This is a genomic window from Paraburkholderia solisilvae (assembly GCF_902859875.1).
In the GTDB taxonomy this organism is placed as follows: Bacteria; Pseudomonadota; Gammaproteobacteria; order Burkholderiales; family Burkholderiaceae; genus Paraburkholderia; species Paraburkholderia solisilvae.
Map to the genome: position 1 here is coordinate 221018 of NZ_CADIKF010000001.1, position 15607 is coordinate 236624.

The 15607-nt window shown below is 64.7% G+C and carries 16 protein-coding genes; 6 read left to right on the forward strand and 10 right to left on the reverse strand.

Annotated features, from left to right (window positions below):
• Positions 1–430: 430 nt before the first annotated feature.
• The 3 genes from HV675_RS01065 to HV675_RS01075 form a co-directional block, all read right to left on the reverse strand.
• On the reverse strand, positions 431–1120 hold the full coding sequence (locus HV675_RS01065) for an NAD-dependent epimerase/dehydratase family protein (RefSeq protein ID WP_175108876.1): 690 nt from the start codon (positions 1118–1120) through the stop codon (positions 431–433).
• 157 nt (positions 1121–1277) lie between these two features.
• Positions 1278–1847: a TetR/AcrR family transcriptional regulator gene (locus HV675_RS01070; protein ID WP_175108877.1), complete on the reverse strand. Its 570-nt coding sequence runs from the start codon at positions 1845–1847 to the stop codon at positions 1278–1280.
• 80 nt (positions 1848–1927) lie between these two features.
• On the reverse strand, positions 1928–2818 hold the full coding sequence (locus HV675_RS01075) for a LysR family transcriptional regulator (RefSeq protein WP_175108878.1): 891 nt from the start codon (positions 2816–2818) through the stop codon (positions 1928–1930).
• Positions 2819–3119: 301 nt separating this feature from the next.
• On the opposite strand from HV675_RS01075, the gene HV675_RS01080 reads away from it, so the two are divergent.
• Positions 3120–3620 (forward strand): hypothetical protein, encoded by a 501-nt coding sequence (locus HV675_RS01080; RefSeq protein ID WP_175108879.1) that lies wholly within the window; start codon positions 3120–3122, stop codon positions 3618–3620.
• Between the two features lie 173 nt (positions 3621–3793).
• Here HV675_RS01080 and HV675_RS01085 read toward each other — a convergent pair whose 3' ends face one another.
• Together HV675_RS01085 and HV675_RS01090 are read right to left on the reverse strand one after the other, a co-directional pair.
• Positions 3794–4189, reverse strand: coding sequence for a response regulator transcription factor (locus HV675_RS01085; protein ID WP_175108880.1), 396 nt, complete (start codon positions 4187–4189; stop codon positions 3794–3796).
• Positions 4190–4320: 131 nt separating this feature from the next.
• On the reverse strand, positions 4321–5007 hold the full coding sequence (locus HV675_RS01090) for a response regulator transcription factor (RefSeq protein ID WP_175108881.1): 687 nt from the start codon (positions 5005–5007) through the stop codon (positions 4321–4323).
• Between the two features lie 517 nt (positions 5008–5524).
• On the opposite strand from HV675_RS01090, the gene HV675_RS01095 reads away from it, so the two are divergent.
• The 3 genes from HV675_RS01095 to HV675_RS01105 all read left to right on the forward strand — a co-directional run bounded on the left by HV675_RS01095 (position 5525) and on the right by HV675_RS01105 (position 9655).
• Positions 5525–7714 carry a sensor histidine kinase gene (locus HV675_RS01095; protein ID WP_246270037.1) on the forward strand — a complete coding sequence of 730 codons (2190 nt, stop codon included), beginning with the start codon at positions 5525–5527 and terminating at the stop codon, positions 7712–7714.
• A 251-nt stretch (positions 7715–7965) separates the two neighbouring features.
• Positions 7966–8988 (forward strand): helix-turn-helix transcriptional regulator, encoded by a 1023-nt coding sequence (locus HV675_RS01100; RefSeq protein WP_175108882.1) that lies wholly within the window; start codon positions 7966–7968, stop codon positions 8986–8988.
• A 253-nt stretch (positions 8989–9241) separates the two neighbouring features.
• On the forward strand, positions 9242–9655 hold the full coding sequence (locus tag HV675_RS01105; RefSeq protein WP_175108883.1) for a DUF3331 domain-containing protein: 414 nt from the start codon (positions 9242–9244) through the stop codon (positions 9653–9655).
• 43 nt (positions 9656–9698) lie between these two features.
• Here HV675_RS01105 and HV675_RS01110 read toward each other — a convergent pair whose 3' ends face one another.
• Positions 9699–9917 (reverse strand): hypothetical protein, encoded by a 219-nt coding sequence (locus HV675_RS01110; RefSeq protein WP_175108884.1) that lies wholly within the window; start codon positions 9915–9917, stop codon positions 9699–9701.
• 355 nt (positions 9918–10272) lie between these two features.
• On the opposite strand from HV675_RS01110, the gene HV675_RS01115 reads away from it, so the two are divergent.
• Positions 10273–10680: a hypothetical protein gene (locus tag HV675_RS01115; protein WP_175108885.1), complete on the forward strand. Its 408-nt coding sequence runs from the start codon at positions 10273–10275 to the stop codon at positions 10678–10680.
• A 19-nt stretch (positions 10681–10699) separates the two neighbouring features.
• Here the strand turns inward: HV675_RS01115 and HV675_RS01120 are convergent, their stop codons facing one another.
• Positions 10700–11764, reverse strand: coding sequence for a cache domain-containing protein (locus HV675_RS01120; protein ID WP_175108886.1), 1065 nt, complete (start codon positions 11762–11764; stop codon positions 10700–10702).
• Positions 11765–12187: 423 nt separating this feature from the next.
• Here HV675_RS01120 and HV675_RS01125 point away from each other — a divergent pair, with 423 nt between their 5' ends.
• Complete coding sequence (locus HV675_RS01125; protein ID WP_175108887.1) at positions 12188–13108, forward strand: LysR family transcriptional regulator; 921 nt, start codon at positions 12188–12190, stop codon at positions 13106–13108.
• 109 nt (positions 13109–13217) lie between these two features.
• On the opposite strand, the gene HV675_RS01130 is transcribed toward HV675_RS01125, so the two are convergent.
• The 3 genes from HV675_RS01130 to HV675_RS01140 form a co-directional block, all read right to left on the reverse strand.
• Positions 13218–13991 carry a DUF4410 domain-containing protein gene (locus HV675_RS01130; protein ID WP_175108888.1) on the reverse strand — a complete coding sequence of 258 codons (774 nt, stop codon included), beginning with the start codon at positions 13989–13991 and terminating at the stop codon, positions 13218–13220.
• Between the two features lie 229 nt (positions 13992–14220).
• The gene (locus HV675_RS01135; protein ID WP_175108889.1) at positions 14221–14385 is read right to left on the reverse strand and encodes an FmdB family zinc ribbon protein; all 165 of its coding nucleotides are present in this window, start codon (positions 14383–14385) and stop codon (positions 14221–14223) included.
• A 268-nt stretch (positions 14386–14653) separates the two neighbouring features.
• Positions 14654–15598, reverse strand: a complete 945-nt coding sequence (locus HV675_RS01140) for an amidohydrolase family protein (RefSeq protein ID WP_175108890.1) — start codon at positions 15596–15598, stop codon at positions 14654–14656.
• Positions 15599–15607 lie beyond the last annotated feature (9 nt).

Below are 15607 nucleotides of genomic sequence, written 5' to 3' on the forward strand. Positions count from 1 at the left end.
ATTCGGGGCGGAGCGGTTGGGGGAGCGTCGAACCCGAGGCTTGGGATGCGGGCGGATGTCGCGACGTCGCGCGGAGCATTGCGGCGTACGGCGAAACCGTGTGCACGTGGCGACGTTCGCGGCATCGATGCGCGGTGCTCGACGTGCATCGATGTTATCACCGCGTTTTATTGCGTGACGGCGCGTGCTTGCGGCGACGTGATGCTTATCGATGCGCGGCAGGCGTCAAGCGGTGCCGGCTTGCTCCGCTTGCCGGATTATGTGGCCGCTATCGCGTGTCTTGAACATCACATGTCGCGCACCGTTGCCAGGCAAGTCGTCAGCGAGCCGCTGCCCCGCTGCGCTTGCCGCATCACATGGCCGCTATCGTGCGTCCTGAACACCACGTGCCACACACCATCGCCCGACAACGATCGTCAGGCAGCAATCGTCAGGCAACCGCGGGTTGTGCAGCATGCCGGCTCAGCGCGCGAATATCGCGTGTCTCGAGCACCGCATGCGGTGCGCCTTCACGCGCGAGCGTGAGCATCGCCAGCCCGATGTCCTGCGTCGACAGCACGTAATTCGGCAGCAGCATGCGTAGCGGCGTCAGCAAGGGCGTGAGCAGCGCATAGGCCGCGCGATAAATCCATGTTTTCGAGCGGATGCCGTGCAAAGGCTGAATCACACCCGGACGCATCAGGTAGACGGCCTTGAACGGCAGGCGCTGCAACGCATTTTCCGCGCGGCCTTTGACGCGCGCCCACATCGTGCGGCCCAGCTCGGTGCTGTCGGTGCTTGCGCCTGACACGAACACGAATGTCATGCGCGGATTCAGGCGCGCGAGCGTCTGCGCGGCGGCCATCGTGTAGTCGTAAGTGATGCGCGTATAGTCCGCTTCGCTCATGCCCACCGACGATATGCCCAGACAGAAGAAGCATGCGTCGAAGCCGCGCAGCGACCCTTCGATCGACCGGTAATCGGTGAAGTCGCGGTGCACGAGTTCGTACAGGCGCGGATCGAGCTGGCCGGTCGGCGTGCGGCCGACCGTTTGCACATACTGCACGTCCGGCGCGCGCAGACATTCGCGCAGTACGCCGTGGCCGACCATACCGGTCGCGCCGAAAATCAGGATTCTCATAACAGGCCTCCAGGCCTTGTGACACGGTTCATTGGAACGCGTTGCGCGTGCGCCGGCAATGCGGCTTCGGAGCCGTCCGCGGCGCATTCGGTCGACGCATCAGGTGTGGTTGTCCATCCATATGAATGTGTACTCACTCAATTAAAACCGCAAAAAATCACTTCGAAATCGCATTCCAGAACGCCTCGAAGCCGGCATTGCGATAGCGGTCCGCATGATCCGGGTCGCGTGTCATGAAGTCCATGGTGGTTTCGGCGAGCGCGCTCATGATGGCCGAGATGAAGGCGGGCGGATGGTCGCGCAGCACGCCTTTCGCGATGCTTTCCTGCACGAGCAGATTGACGTCCGCGAACGCCTGCATGCCGGTTGCCTTTGCCTGGGCGGAGACGCGCTCCGACACCGACAGTTGCGCAAGCGCGCGCCGCTTCGCGGGATGCGCGACGCCCCATTCGACAAACCGCTGCCACACATGGCGCGCGCGCGTTTGCAGCGTGCCTGCCTTCGGATACTGCGCCATCATCACCTCGCGCATTTCAGCCTTGAGTTCAAGGTAGATCTGGTTGAGCAGGTCGTCCTTCGTGTCGAAGTAGGTGAATAGCGTGCCTTCCGCGACGCCGGCCAGCTTCGCGATGCGCGAGGTCGGCGCGCCCAGCCCCTGCCCGGCGATCACGTCGATCGCGGCGGCAAGAATGGCGTTGCGTTTGTCTTCGCTTCTCGGACGGGCCATGCTGACCGGTAGTGAAAAATGAATGAGTGAAGACTCAATAATAACGTGAGTGGTGCGCGGCCCGCAAGTGCAGCCGGCGTTTACCGGCGGTTGGCCTCGATCACGAAATCGACGAAGCGCCGCACCCGCGACGGCATCTGCGTGCGCTGCGGGTAGTACATGAACACCGAGAGCCGCGCGCTCGACAGTTGCGGCAACAGGGGCACCAGCGTGCCGTCGTCGAGATCCTGCTGGACCATGTAGGTGGCCAGCTGGCCGATGCCGATGCCGCTGCGCACCGCCTCGACTTCAGTTGCGACGTCGTTGAAAGTCGCGACCGCGGGCACGGCCTGGTAGACAATCTCGCCGCCTTTCTGCAGTTCCCACGGCAAGGTCTTGCCGGTGTTCGGATGACGGAAGCCCGTGCAGCGGTGCTTGAGCAATTGCGCGAGCGATGCGGGCTTGCCGTTCTCGCCGATATACGCGGGCGATGCGCAGATCACGAGCCGCACGTCGCGCAGCTTGCGCGCGACCACGTTGCGTTCCGCCGATACGCCGACCCGGAAGCCGACGTCGACCCGCGCTTCGACGAGATCGGTAAAGTGGTCGTCGAGCAGGACGTCGAAACGTACGGACGGATGCCGTTGCTGATAGTCGCGAATCAACGGCACCAGCAGCTTGCCGCCGAGTGACGCAGCGGCGGCGACGCGCACGACGCCGCCCGCCGCTTCGCGGCTCGCATGCACCTGGTCGATCGCCTCATCGAGCATGCGCATGCCCGGGTCGGCCAGCTCGAAGAGGCGCGAGCCTTCATCGGTCATGCTGAGCTTGCGTGTGGTTCGATGCAGCAGGCGCACATTCAGATGCTCCTCGAGCTGGCGCACCGCCTTGCTCATCGCTTGCGGCGTGAGGCCGGCTTCGATTGCCGCGCGGCTGAAGCTGCCTGCGCGCGCGACCGCGAGAAAGAGCGTCAAGGCACGGGTTCGGTCCACTGCGTATGCGCCGCTGAGTTTGAAATGCCTGCCAGTCTACTCGATCCGCCTGCGCGGCAAGACTCGTACGCGGCCTTCGCGAGGCTGCTTCGCAAGCGAAGCGATGTCAATCGTTCGGCCACCTGGAAGCCTGTTCGTATGCGTGCGCCGCGACGGCAAGCGGCGCGCCGATGATGCGCAGAAAACCACAATCAAACGGAGATTGCATGAAACGATCGGCATGTCGAATCAGCCGTTGGCCGAAACAATGCATGTGCGGTACCTGTCCTGCGTGGATGGGCGTCGTCGTTGGAGCATGCCGATGATGACCCATGAAACGCTCGAGTCCGCGATTCGCGCCTATTGCTACGCGCAACGCTGGGCCGGCGCGATCGGTGCGATTGTCGCAGTCCTGATGTTTATCGCCGCGGCGGCGCTGTTCTGGCGTGGCGACGCATTCGTGCGCGGCCTGTCGGTCGTGCTGATGGTCGTCGCGCTGGCCGGTGGCGGTTGTTGCGCGACCCTTGCGATGCGCGGCGCACCGCGTGCCGATGCGATGATGCGCGTGCGCGACGGCTTCTCGATTGCGCAGGAAGCGGCGCGCATGGAGCGCGTGATCAACCGTTACCGCTACTACCATGTCGCGCTCGCGGGCGTCGCCTGCACGGCGGTGATGCTGCTGCTCCTGACGTTGGCGCCGACCTGGCAGGGCGTCGCGGTCGGCATGCTGCTGCTTGCGGGGCTCGGCATCACATTCGAGCATTTCGATCGTCAGCAGGCCATCATGTACCTCGCCGCATTGAAGCCTTCGCGTTGTGTATAGCGGCCCATAACGACTCGTCACGCACATCACGGCGGCATATGATCGCGCGGCCGCGCATGTTTGCGCGGCGTGACAAGAATGCTTGCCGCGCTGCGAATACGATGCGTCTATACCAATGTATAGTTCGCGCGCTCGCGGCGAGGCGGCCGGGCCGCATCGCCGCACGCATTGCGTCAGTGTCCGCCGCAGGCTTTGCGATTGATCGCGTGGTCGATGCACGCGAGGATGGTTTCGCCGTCGACCGGCTTGGTCAGAAAGCACGTGGCGCCATTGGCTTCGGCGATACTGCGCAACGCGTGATCGGGAAACGCGGTGATGAACACCATCGGAATCCGCAACTGCCTTTCGCGCAACGCGGTCTGCAGGTCGATGCCGCTCATGCCCGGCATCTGCATATCGGAGATCACGCAGGCGGTGTGGTCCACGCATTCCGACGCGAGAAACGCTTCCACTGAGATAAACGTGCGGCTTTGCACGCCGAAGGAACGGAGCAGATTGGCGGTGGCAAGACGGACCGATTCGTCGTCGTCGACAATTGACACCACCTGAGAGGGAAGCAAACTCGACATTGCGAACCTGGATTACAAAATAATACCGTTGCTGCCGCAACGGACCATCACAGGTTACCGGACGCGTTCCGCTTCACAACTATATGTAGGTATAACCGCGCGACGATGCATGCTGCGCCGCGCGCCGCGCATCACACGTGTGCTTCGCGAATTTTCAACACGACTGCCTGATGCAGCAAGTCGGCGAGTGTACGCGCGCCCATTTTTTTCATCGCCTGGCTGCGATGAACTTTGACGGTGATTTCGCTCAAGCCGAGTTCGGCTGCGATCTGTTTGTTGAGGAGACCCTTTGCGACCATCGTCATCACCTGCTGTTCGCGCGCCGACAGCGACTGGAAGCGCTCCTTCAGTTGCGCGAGCGACTTCTGCGATTCGCGCCGCGCGCGGTCGTTGCCGATCGCGCGCGTCACCGCGTCGAGCAGGTCCTGGTCGCGAAAAGGTTTGGTGAGGAAGTCGACCGCGCCGGCTTTCATCGCCTGCACAGTCATCGGGATGTCGCCGTAGCCGGTCATGAAGATAATCGGCAACTCGACGCCGGCGCGGGCGAGGTCGTTTTGCACCGTGAGCCCGCTATCCGCTTTGAGCCGCACATCGAGCACGATGCACGCGGGCGCATCGGGCCAGTTCGCGGTGAGCAGACTGTGCGCGGACGCGAATGCTTCGACATGCATGCCGACTGAGCGCAACAGGTTTGTTAATGCGCCGCGAAAGGAATCGTCGTCGTCGACGATAAAGACCACGGGGTCGCGCTCGACCGGGTTGCCGTTGCCGTCGCGAGACGCGCCGGGCCTGGCGGGTGCATGCGGAAGTTGGGCCATAATGAGTTTCGCGAGTCGCGGCCGCCGCCGGGGCGCCCCGGTGCCGCGATGCGGTGGGAAGCCCGGCTGCGGCTGGCCGCACGTTGCCGGAAAGAAGTTGCCGGAAAGAACATGGCGAAATCAGCCTGCCGCACTATCTTCGCATGTCTGACCGTTGCGCGCATCCAGACTGTAAGCATTGCGCGTTCGATGCGGCCGACCATTCTGGAGACGCCGAAATATGTCTGATCTAAACGGCCGCCCCGCGAATGCGCACCCGAATGCGCACCCTATGCGCGCCGCGTCGTCATCGCCGTCACCATCGCCATCGGCGGCGGATCCGGCGCCTGCTTCGATTACCGCGACGGCCGCGCGGGCGAACCGCGCCAGCGGCGGCGCTTCGATGACGCAGGCGCATCAGGCGCCGCATCATGCGCCGCGTCAGACATCTACGCCGCGCCTCGCGTCGGTTGGCGCGCACCTGCGCCGTCCACGTTGTGCGCCCCCGGGTTCAACCCCTGATTCACCACGCAAGTCAGTGTCGCGCATTGCAACCGCGGCGGCGATCGCTGTCGCGATCTTCGTGCTCGATGCCATGACGCCGCTCGATATCGCGGTCGCGGTGTTGTATGTGGTCGTGGTACTGATCGTCGCGCCGGTCTGTTCGCGGCGCACGATGCTCGCCGTCTGCTGCGCGCTGATGTCGATGACGGTGGTCGCGTTCGTGATGTCGCACGGCAGTGCATATCTTGCGGCGCCGGTCGGGCGCTGCGTCGTGAGTCTCGCGGCGATCGCGATCACGGGCTTCATCACGCTGAAGAACATCGCCGCGACCGACGTGCTGCGCGAGCAGGTGACGCTGCTCGATCTGACGAGCGATGCGCTGGTCGTGTACGACATGAAGCGCCGCATCCGCTTCTGGAATCGCGGTGCGCACGCGCTGTACGGCGTGCCGGCCGAAGCGGCGCTCGGCCGCGCGCCGCATGAAGTCGTGCGGACGGCGTTTGCGCGTCCGCTCGCGGACATGCTCGCGGAACTGCTGCGCACCGGCCGCTGGGAGGGCGAACTCACGCAGACCTGCCACGACGGCCGCGAACTGATCGTCGCGAGCCGCTGGACGCTGCAGCGCGACGCGCACGGCCGGCCGCTCGCGGTGCTCGTCACGAACAACGACATCACGCAGCGCAAGCGGATGGAGATCGAGATCCAGCAGCAACAGCAGGAGATTCGCGCGGCGATCGATGCGATTCCGGCGATGGTGTGGGTGTCGGCGCCTGACGGGCGGCCGGTCTTCGTCAATGAGCGCTGGTCGGAACTCGGTCTGCCGCTCGAGCGGATCGGCGACAACTGGCACACGCTCGTGCACCCCGACGATCTGCCGCAGATGCAGCGTGCCTGGCGTCACGCGCTCGCGACCGGCACGTCGTTCGAAAACGAGTCGCGCGTGCGGCGCGGCGACGGCACATACCGCTGGTTGCTGTTGCGCGCGACGCCGCTTGTCGGCGACGACGGCCGCATCGTGCGCTGGTATGGCGTGAACGCGGATATGGAGGAGCACAAGCGCGCGGCTGAGGCGCTTGCGCGCAGCGAATCGTTTCTTGCCGAAGCGGAGACGCTGAGCCAGACCGGCAGTATCGGCTTCTCGGTGCCGCACTTCGAGATGTTCTGGTCGAAGCAGGCGTACCGTATCTTCGACTTTCCCGATACGGCCGAGCCGTCCGTTGCCGGGATGCTCGCGCGCGTGCATCCCGACGATCTTGCGCGGGTGTCGGCGCTGCTTGCGGCGGCGGCCGCGGACAGGCGCGAGATCGACGCCGAATTCCGTTTGCTGATGCAGGATGGCGCAGTCAAACGGGTGCATCTTGTTGCGCATGCAATCCACGCTGGCCGTGACGCGAGCGAATATCGCGGCGCGTTGATGGACGTGACCGAAGCACGCAATGTGCAGGACGCATTGCATCGCTCGCTGGCGGAACTCGCGCATGTGACGCGCATTACCACGCTCGGCGAACTGAGCGCGTCGATCGCGCACGAAGTGAGTCAGCCGATCGCCGCGATCATGACCAACGGCGATGCGGGCATGCGTTGGCTCGAACGCGACGAGCCGCAATTGCATGAAGTGCGCGAGGCGCTCGGCAATATGCTGCGCGATGCGCGGCGCGCGGGCGGCATCGTGCAGCGCATCCGCACGCTCGCCAGGAAGAGCGCGCCGAATCGCGCGCCGTTCGAACTCAATGCGTTGATCGAAGAATCGGTCATGCTGATCCAGCGCGAAATCGGCGTCCACGCGGTCGAGCTCGACCTGCAACTCGCGCAAGGTGAACTGATGATCGTCGGCGACCGTGTGCAATTGCAGCAGGTCCTGATCAATCTGATGATGAACGCGATCCAGGCGATGGCGTCGATGGTGGCGGTAGCCGGCCGGCCGCGCCGGCTTGCGCTGCGTTCGTCGCGCACGGCGGACCACGAGGTGCGGGTCGACGTCGAAGACAGCGGGCCCGGCATTGCCGAGGCCGACCTGCAGCAGCTCTTTCAGCCGTTCTTTACGACGCGCGCCGAAGGCATGGGCATGGGGCTGTCGATCTGCCGCTCGATCGTCGAGTCGCATCGCGGCAGGATACGCGCTGCGGCGCAGCCGGGCTGCGGTGCGACGATGAGTTTCGTGCTGCCAATTTCCGCTCAGGAAGAAACGGCGGCCGCGGTGATGACGGAGCGCGCGCGGGGGTGAGCGCGTCTTGCCGGAGGTCATCCGCACGTACAGGTTCAACGCGAACGACCGGTCGCCTCAGTGCGACCCCTGACTGCCCTGCGCCTTTCAGTTGCGATGGATGGCACCAAAGTATAGGTCGATGACACGTATACACCGATGCAGGGAACCTTTGTACGATAGAGCGCCACGCTTTTCTCCACTACCTTTGAATCCATACGGCGGCGCGTGCGCCTCGGCATTCGATCGTGGAGATTCAAGGAGCGTGGAGCATGGAAGCACCCTCTCTATCCGCCGGCAATGCGCTGGCGGATTCACTGCAATCCTACATACGTAACGAGGACGCGTGGCGGCTGCCGGTGTCTGTGTCCGGGGCGCCGTCGGCGGCCCCGGCCGGGCGGGGCGGCAGGCTCGCACGGGACGCGAGCGCGGCGTCGGCCGCACGTCTGTCGCTATCGCGCTGGAGCCTTGCCGGCATCGGCGCCGGCGCTGGCGCTGGTTCGAAAGAGCTGTCGGCGACCACCCCGGAGGACAGCTACACGCTCGGCGTGAATCTGCGTTCGACCGACATCACGTTTCTGCACGACGGCCGCCTGATGTTCGAAGGTCGCGTGATGCCCGGCATGTTCCAGGTGACCGGCCCCGGCCATTCGGCGCGCGCGGTGTTTCACGCGGCGTGCGACGTGCTGCATCTGTTCGTGCCGCAAGCGGTGCTCGATGCGTGCCATCGTGAAGTGTCCGGCAACGACCATGATTCGGGTGTGCTGATCGACGACCCGCTCATCACGCACGATCCGTGCATCGAGCGGCTCGGCCAGGCGTTGCTGCTCGCCGATGAAGCGTTCACCGCGTTCGGGCAGATGTATGTGGACAGTATCAATCTCGCGCTCGTGAGCCGTTTGCTCGAACTGCGTTCGCGCGCACGGCAAGCCGGCGGTCATCCTGCGATGCGCAAGTCCGCGTTGCCCAAATGGCGGCTCAAGCGCGCAGTCGACTATATCGACGCCCACCTCGCCGAAGCGATCGGTCTCGAAGATGTAGCGGGCGCGGCGGGTCTCACGCGCATGCACTTCGCCGCGCAGTTCCGCGCGGCCACCGGTTTGCGCCCGCATGAGTATCTGCTGCGGCGGCGTATCGAATGCGCGCAGCAACTGCTCGTCGACGAAGAGTACTCGCTGCTCGACGCCGCGCAACTCGCGGGCTTTCGCTCGCAAGCCCACTTCACGACGGTGTTCAAGCGGATCGTCGGCGCGACGCCGAAACGCTGGCGGGACACGCAATATGCCGGCGCATGACATGTTGCGCGGGTTGCGCCGCGCGCGCTGCGGATTACTTGTGCCGTCGATGCACGCCGCGCGCGCGTGCACGCATCGTCGGGAATCCTGTCCTGTTCGCCCGCTCGACGAAAGCAGGCGCGCTCGATGCCGATGCGGCCCGCCTGGCCGCCGGCGCCCGGACGCCAACCGCATCGCCGCGGCTGGCCGTTGCTGTGCTGATATGTGACACGGCGGCGCCGCTTCGAAGCGGCCGCTGCCAGGAGCCTGGAAAATGTCGGACGTTGCCCGTTGTGATCCGTGGTTGCAAACCTTGAACCTGTTGTCGGCGCTGTCGCACGGCGCGGCCGGCTTGCCGCGTGCGCATCGTGTGCGATGCGGCGCGGCGCGCGCGGCAACCGATGCTTCGTGCACCGGCACCGCGCGGCTCGTCGAGCGGGTCGGCGAGCGTCTGCTCACCGTCAGCTGGAGCGATCCGACCTCATGCTGCTACCCCGATCAACCGTGGGTGGTGGCGATTGCGCGGCGCGACGGCGTATGCGCGTTGACGGGCCGGCCGATTTCGTACGGCGACCCGATCTTTCGCCCGCGTGCCGCGAAGCTGATGCCGACCAACTCGCAAGCGATGATGCTCGCGAGCGCGGTGAATGCCGCGATGCCCCCGCCGCCTGCCGGATGCTGGCTCTGATCGAGTGTGCATCAACGCCGGCCGCGGAGCCGGCGCGCGTCACTTACGAAACCGCATCCTCGGCCGGTGCGCAGTCTTTCACGGCACGGCTGCCGGGCGGTGCCGGAAGATCCTCGCAGCGCACATGCTGTTCGATCAGCGCACGCGCGAAGTTGACCAGCGACGACACAGAACCGTGCACGCTGTGATATTCGGCATTGCCGATGCGTGCGTCCAGCACGACCTGCATGCCGGATTGCCGTGCCAGTTTCAGGATATCCATGTACCTCTCCGAAATATTGCCGGTACACACGCAAGAAGCGGGCCGGCATTGTCGACGGATTCATCGTGAGGCAGATCGCCGCTGTGCCGTTACGCAAATGAAATCTGCATTTCGTGAATGCCTTGTCATGCGCGAGCGGTGTTCGCTGTGCTGGTCCGCGCGCCGCTGATGTGTGCTCTTTGCGGCGCGCGGCGGCCTCGTATGCTCTGCGCTGGTCGAGCGGGAAAGGCCGTCGTGCGAATTGTGAAGTTGCCTCAACTATAAAAAATCACCCTGAGCTTTGTCGTCTACTGTGATGGGTAGGGGATTCATCGCGCCGCTTCCGGCGGGCGCGGAGCAATCTGGAGGGGCTGTCATGTTCCTGTCGTTGAATGACCGACACCGTCGCGGTCTGACCGCGCTGCAGTACGCCACGCTCGGCGCCGTGCTGTGCTGGTCGCTGATCGAAATGCCGTTCGAGCTGGCGGCCTCGGCATCGGCGACCGAGAGCGCGGCGCTGATCTTCTCGAAGCTGCTGCTCGTCGTTCTGATCGCCTGCGCATGCAGCCGCGCGGCGCTCGCGCCGTTCGCGCGGCTGATTGCGCTGTTCGGTTGTGGCGCGAGTGTGCTGGCGATCGTGCCTGCGCTGCCGGGTGAATTCCGCTACGACCGGATCGCATTCGTGCTGTCCGCCGTCGAATGCGCGCTGAAGGCGTTCGCGATCGTCGTGCTCGCGTGGCGCGACGACGGCGTTTCGCTGTGGGGCCGCTGGCAGCGCTCATGACGTGTTCGGCGCGTCGCGCTTACGCGGCGCCGGCAGCCTGCTGTTCGATGACGCCGTACCAGCCCATCCCGCGATAGGTCTCATAACCCGGTGTCAGCGCGTAGCCGACCAGCGATCCGCCGCCGGTGCGGTAGTTGCCTGTGTTCTGCGTGCCGGCCGGCAGTTCGAAGCGCGCCGTGTCGCGGCCCGCTTCCTGAGAATCCGCGATCACGCGGCCGTCCGCATCGATAATCATGCAGCGCGTGCGCGCGCGTTCGTCATCGGTGAGCCGCACGCTTTTCACGACCGCGGACGCCTGCTTCGCCCAATCGAAAAATACCGCGAGTACGCCGACTATCCGGCCGTCGCTTGCGCCGTGTTCGCGGATGGCGGTCGCGTAAGTGGCTACCTGTGCGTTGCCCAGATGGTCGAGCGCGTCGACGTTCGCGGTTGCGTATTCGTCGCCGGAGCGCGTGCGCAGCGCGGCCGCGAACCATTCGTACTGCGCGGCGTTCACTGCGCCGGTGACGGGAAATTGCGCGGGCCGACCGTTGGCGACGACCCGTCCTTGCAGATCGAGCACCCAGATGTCGAGATAAACGGTGTAGCTGTCGAGAATCACCGACAGGCGCTGCGACGCATAGGCGGCGGCATGTTCCGCCGCTTCCGGCGCGCTCATCATGCAGTCGACGAGCGCCGCGTCGGTGGCCCACCAGCGTACGTCGCACGAGCGTTCATAAAGGTTGCGGTCGATCACGTCGATCATGTTCAGCGCGAGATCGGTGAGACGCTGACCTTGCTGGCGCTCGAGTTCGGTCACCATCCGTTCGCTCAGGCCGTTCAGTTCCTTGCCGAGCTCGCCGGTGAGCTGACCGATGCGGCCCGACACGCTCTTCACCTGGTTGGCGACGACCGCGAAGCCGCGGCCGGCTTCGCCGGCGCGCGCCGCTTCGATCAGCGCGTTGATCGCGAGATAGGTGGCTTCGCGGTTGATCAGATCGATGTCGGAGATCTTGTCTCGGGAGATCTTGCGGACTTCTCGGGTCAATTCGGCAATGACCGAACCTTGTGAAGATTGACGACGCTTTTCCAACAGAGTGGCCATGGTATGGATCCGTTCGCGCAACGTGCAGACGGGTGACGTCTTCGATTGATTAATCGGCGTTTACGGCATGCCTGACTGAATACTTAAGCTTCCCTGAATAATTCGGCTTTATAAATTTCAGTCGTTGCGAATTGCACCGGGCTTGTGCGAAACGGGAATTGAGCCGACGCGTTTCGTGTGCATGTGTATCGAAATGGGGCGCACTGCATTGGGGCGCTTGCGCGACGCGTCCCACTTGTCGGGAACGCTATCCGGCACGGCTTGCCGCGCGGGCCATGAGTTTTCGGTCACGCTGGCGTAAGATCTTGCGTAATAAGGGATGAAACCGCTTCGATCGCCGGGTCGGGCGATTGCGCGTTTTATCGAGCGTCCGGGTTTTCCGGCTAATACGCGTACAACGCGAATCAACGATAGGGCAGATAAATGGACCGCTTGGAGGCAATGGAGATATTTACGCGGGTGGTGGAAGCCAACAGCTTTTCGAAGGTGTCGGAATCGCTCGAATTGCCGCGAGCCAAGGTCAGCCGAACCATTCAGGCGCTCGAGGAGCACGTCGGCGTGCGGCTCCTGAACCGCTCGACACGTCAGGTCAATGTGACGGAAGACGGTGCGCTCTTTTACGATCGCTGCGTGCGCATTCTCGCCGATGTCGCGGATGCGGAATCGTCGCTTTCGAACAAGCGCGAGACGCCGGCGGGAACGATTCGCGTCGATACGTCGGGCACGCTTGCGCGCGCGTTGCTGTTGCCGGCGCTCGACGATTTCTACCAGAAGTTTCCGCAAATCGACGTGCGCCTCGGGCTTGCGGACCGCAATATCGATCTGATCCAGGATGGCGCCGACTGCGTGATCCGTATGGGCCGGCTCGAAGAGTCGAGCCTCGTCGCGCGCCGCATCGGCAATGCGCGCATCGTCACCTGCGCGGCGCCCGCCTATCTGGAGAAGTTCGGTACGCCGACCACGCTCGACGATCTCGCCGAACATCGGGCGGTCAATTATGTGTCGGCGCGCAGCGGCAAGACCTTTCCGTTCGAGTATGAAGTGGGCGGCGAGACCGTCAAGGTGCAGATGAAAAGCGTGCTGGCGGTCAACGACGGCAGCGTTTATATCGGCGCCGCCGCGCTGGGTCACGGCATCATCCAGCCGTCGCGTTTTATGGTGGCCGAACTGATCGACAAGGGCGCGCTGACGGAAATTCTCACCGGTTTCGCGAGCCCGTCGACGCCGCTGTCGATCGTCTATCCGCATCGTCGCAATCTGAGTTCGCGGCTGCGCGCGTTTACCGGCTGGGTGAGCGAGCTCGCGCAGCAACACCCGGATCTGAATGGCGCCGCGCAGGATTGATGCCGTGTGGCGTTGAAGAACGCGGCTTGATGAAACGGCTAAGCGGCGCGGTGGGTGGATCATGCCGCGCCGTGCCGCATAAAATCGCACCGCACCGCACTGCGCCGCATTACCGGACGCTATCCGTCGACAGCCAGCCTTCGCTGACGCCGATCTGCGCGATCTGCTTGGCAATCTTGTCGCCGAGCCGCTTCGCATCTTGTACAACGGTGTCATGCTTCGTTTCGGACACCGCATGCATACCGCCGCCCAGCGCCGCCGAGGTCGCGATATGCCCGGCCGCTGTGCCGACACCCGCTGTTTCGACGACGCCCGGCGCCTTGCCGCTATCCGCGTTCGCAGCGAAGCTCTGCACGAGCGCCGGCATACCGCCGGCCGGCTTGTAGAGAATCTGCACGGTGCTGCCCACATCGCTCTCGCCGGCGCCGAAACCGATCATCGTGCGGCGGCGGCGATTGCCCGCGTCGATCTTGTCGAAGCTGCCTTGCACGAGCAGCACGTTCTGATCGGCGGGCGGCGGCACGTCGGCGCGAACCGCGTGCACGCCCATCGACTGCAGTTTGTGCACGATTTCATCGGCGACCTGTTCGCGGACCTGAACCGCGTCGGACGCTTGCTGCGCATCGTCGGAGCTGCCCGACACATGCGAGACCAGCTTGTGCGCAAGGCCGCCGCTGTCGAGTTTCACCTGCCCGGCTGAACTGGCGAACGGATACACGTAGACGGTATCGGGGCGGATCTGCTGCGTAGCGACATACTCGCCCGCGTTCGCGACGTTGGTGATGCCGCTTGCGCAACCGGTCAGCAGGATCGTGCTGAACAGCAGGGCGGAGGATGCGCGGCGCGCGCTTTTCAGGCTGAGGGATGGGAGCGTCGTGAACATGGCTGACCTTGTGGGCTGGGCGTAAAGGGCTTGAACGTATCGTCCGATGTTTTCGGCGATGTCACCGGTTGCGTGACTTGCCTGATCGGGTTCAGCGCTTACGCTTTCTCATGGCCGGCACGCGGAAGCGAGTATGGTCGACGCGCTCCGTTAGCGCCACGCATCAGTTATGTCGTGCCATGTCACCGGCTCGCGGCCGTTGCTGGTCGGCCTTCCCAGCGGATTCGACTCAGCTCTTGCGCGAGGTCTTCGCGACGAATGGTGTAGGCAGGTGCTGAACTTTCTCGCTGCCGCATTTGGGACAGGCGGGACGCGCGCTCGTGTGCTCGCTGACGTGTTCGGCGTGCTCGAACTTTTCGCCGCACGATTCGCAGCGGTATTCGTAGGTCGGCATGACAACCCTCCTGGAAGCGATGCGGTGCGACGCGGAAAAGACGCGCGATACACGCGGTGTCTGCGACGTGTGCGGTGTCTGCGCCCACGCGCGGCGGCTACAGCGTGCGTACAGTGCGCAGCGCATGACCGAGGTCAGCCATCTGCCGACGCAAAATTCATTCTAGTGCGTGGGGCGGTACGTGGTGCGACGTATCGCGCGCTGTCTCACGCGCTACGTCATGCAGAACGCCGCGCAATGCGAGGCCGCGCAAAAAACGGCGAGACGCTTAGCGCGCGGACGCGTCGAAGCGGTAGAGCGTTTGCGGCGAACGCGTGAGGATCGTCTCGCGCTGCGCGGCATCCGGCACCCAGCGCTCGAGCGCCATGCGCGTCGCGTCGTAGTCGACCTGCTGCCGATGCTCGGTGTGCGGCCAGTCGCTGCCCCACACGAGCCGCGCGGGTGTGAACGCGGCGATGAGCGGCGCGGCAAGGCGCGCGCCGAGTTCGGCGCCGTCGGCATCATGCACGCTGTCGGCGGGCACGCTGCGGTATGCGCCGGAGAGCTTCACCCACACGCGCCCGGTCGAGGCGACCGACAGCAGATAGCGGAAGCCCGGGTCCCGCTCGCCCGCATCCGGTGACGGCCGCCCGAAATGGTCGACCACGACCGTGCAGCGATGCTCGAGCAGCGGGCCGATGATCGCGGGCAGGTCCGCCGCGGCGCGATGCACCTGGACATGCCAGCCGAGCGCGTTCACGTGCGACAGCAGATTGCGCCACGCGGGCCGCGACAGGTCCGGAATCGGCAGGCCGACCAGATTCAGCCGGATACCCACTACGCCTGCCTGCGCGAGCGCGTCGAGTTCAGCGTCGCCGGCCGACGGGGCGACGACCGCCACGCCGCGAAAGCGCGCCGGATAGCGTTTCAGCACCTCGACGAAGAAGCGGTTGTCGGTGCCGAGAAAGCTCGGCTGCACGAGTACGGCATGCGACACGCCGTTCGGCTGCAAGTAGCTCGCATACGCTTCGAGCGTTGCGTCGTATTCGGGCGCATGCCGGCGTTGCGGGGCAAGCGGCAAGCCGCGGATGAACACGTGCGCGTGCGAATCGACCGCCGCAAGCGGCGGGTGCGTCGCGCCAAGCCAGCCGGGCGGGACGCCGGCCGGCGCCGGCGCAGTGGCAGGTACGGCCTGCGAGAGGGGAGTCGGCCATTCTGTGACTTTGCTGTTCATGAAGATCGT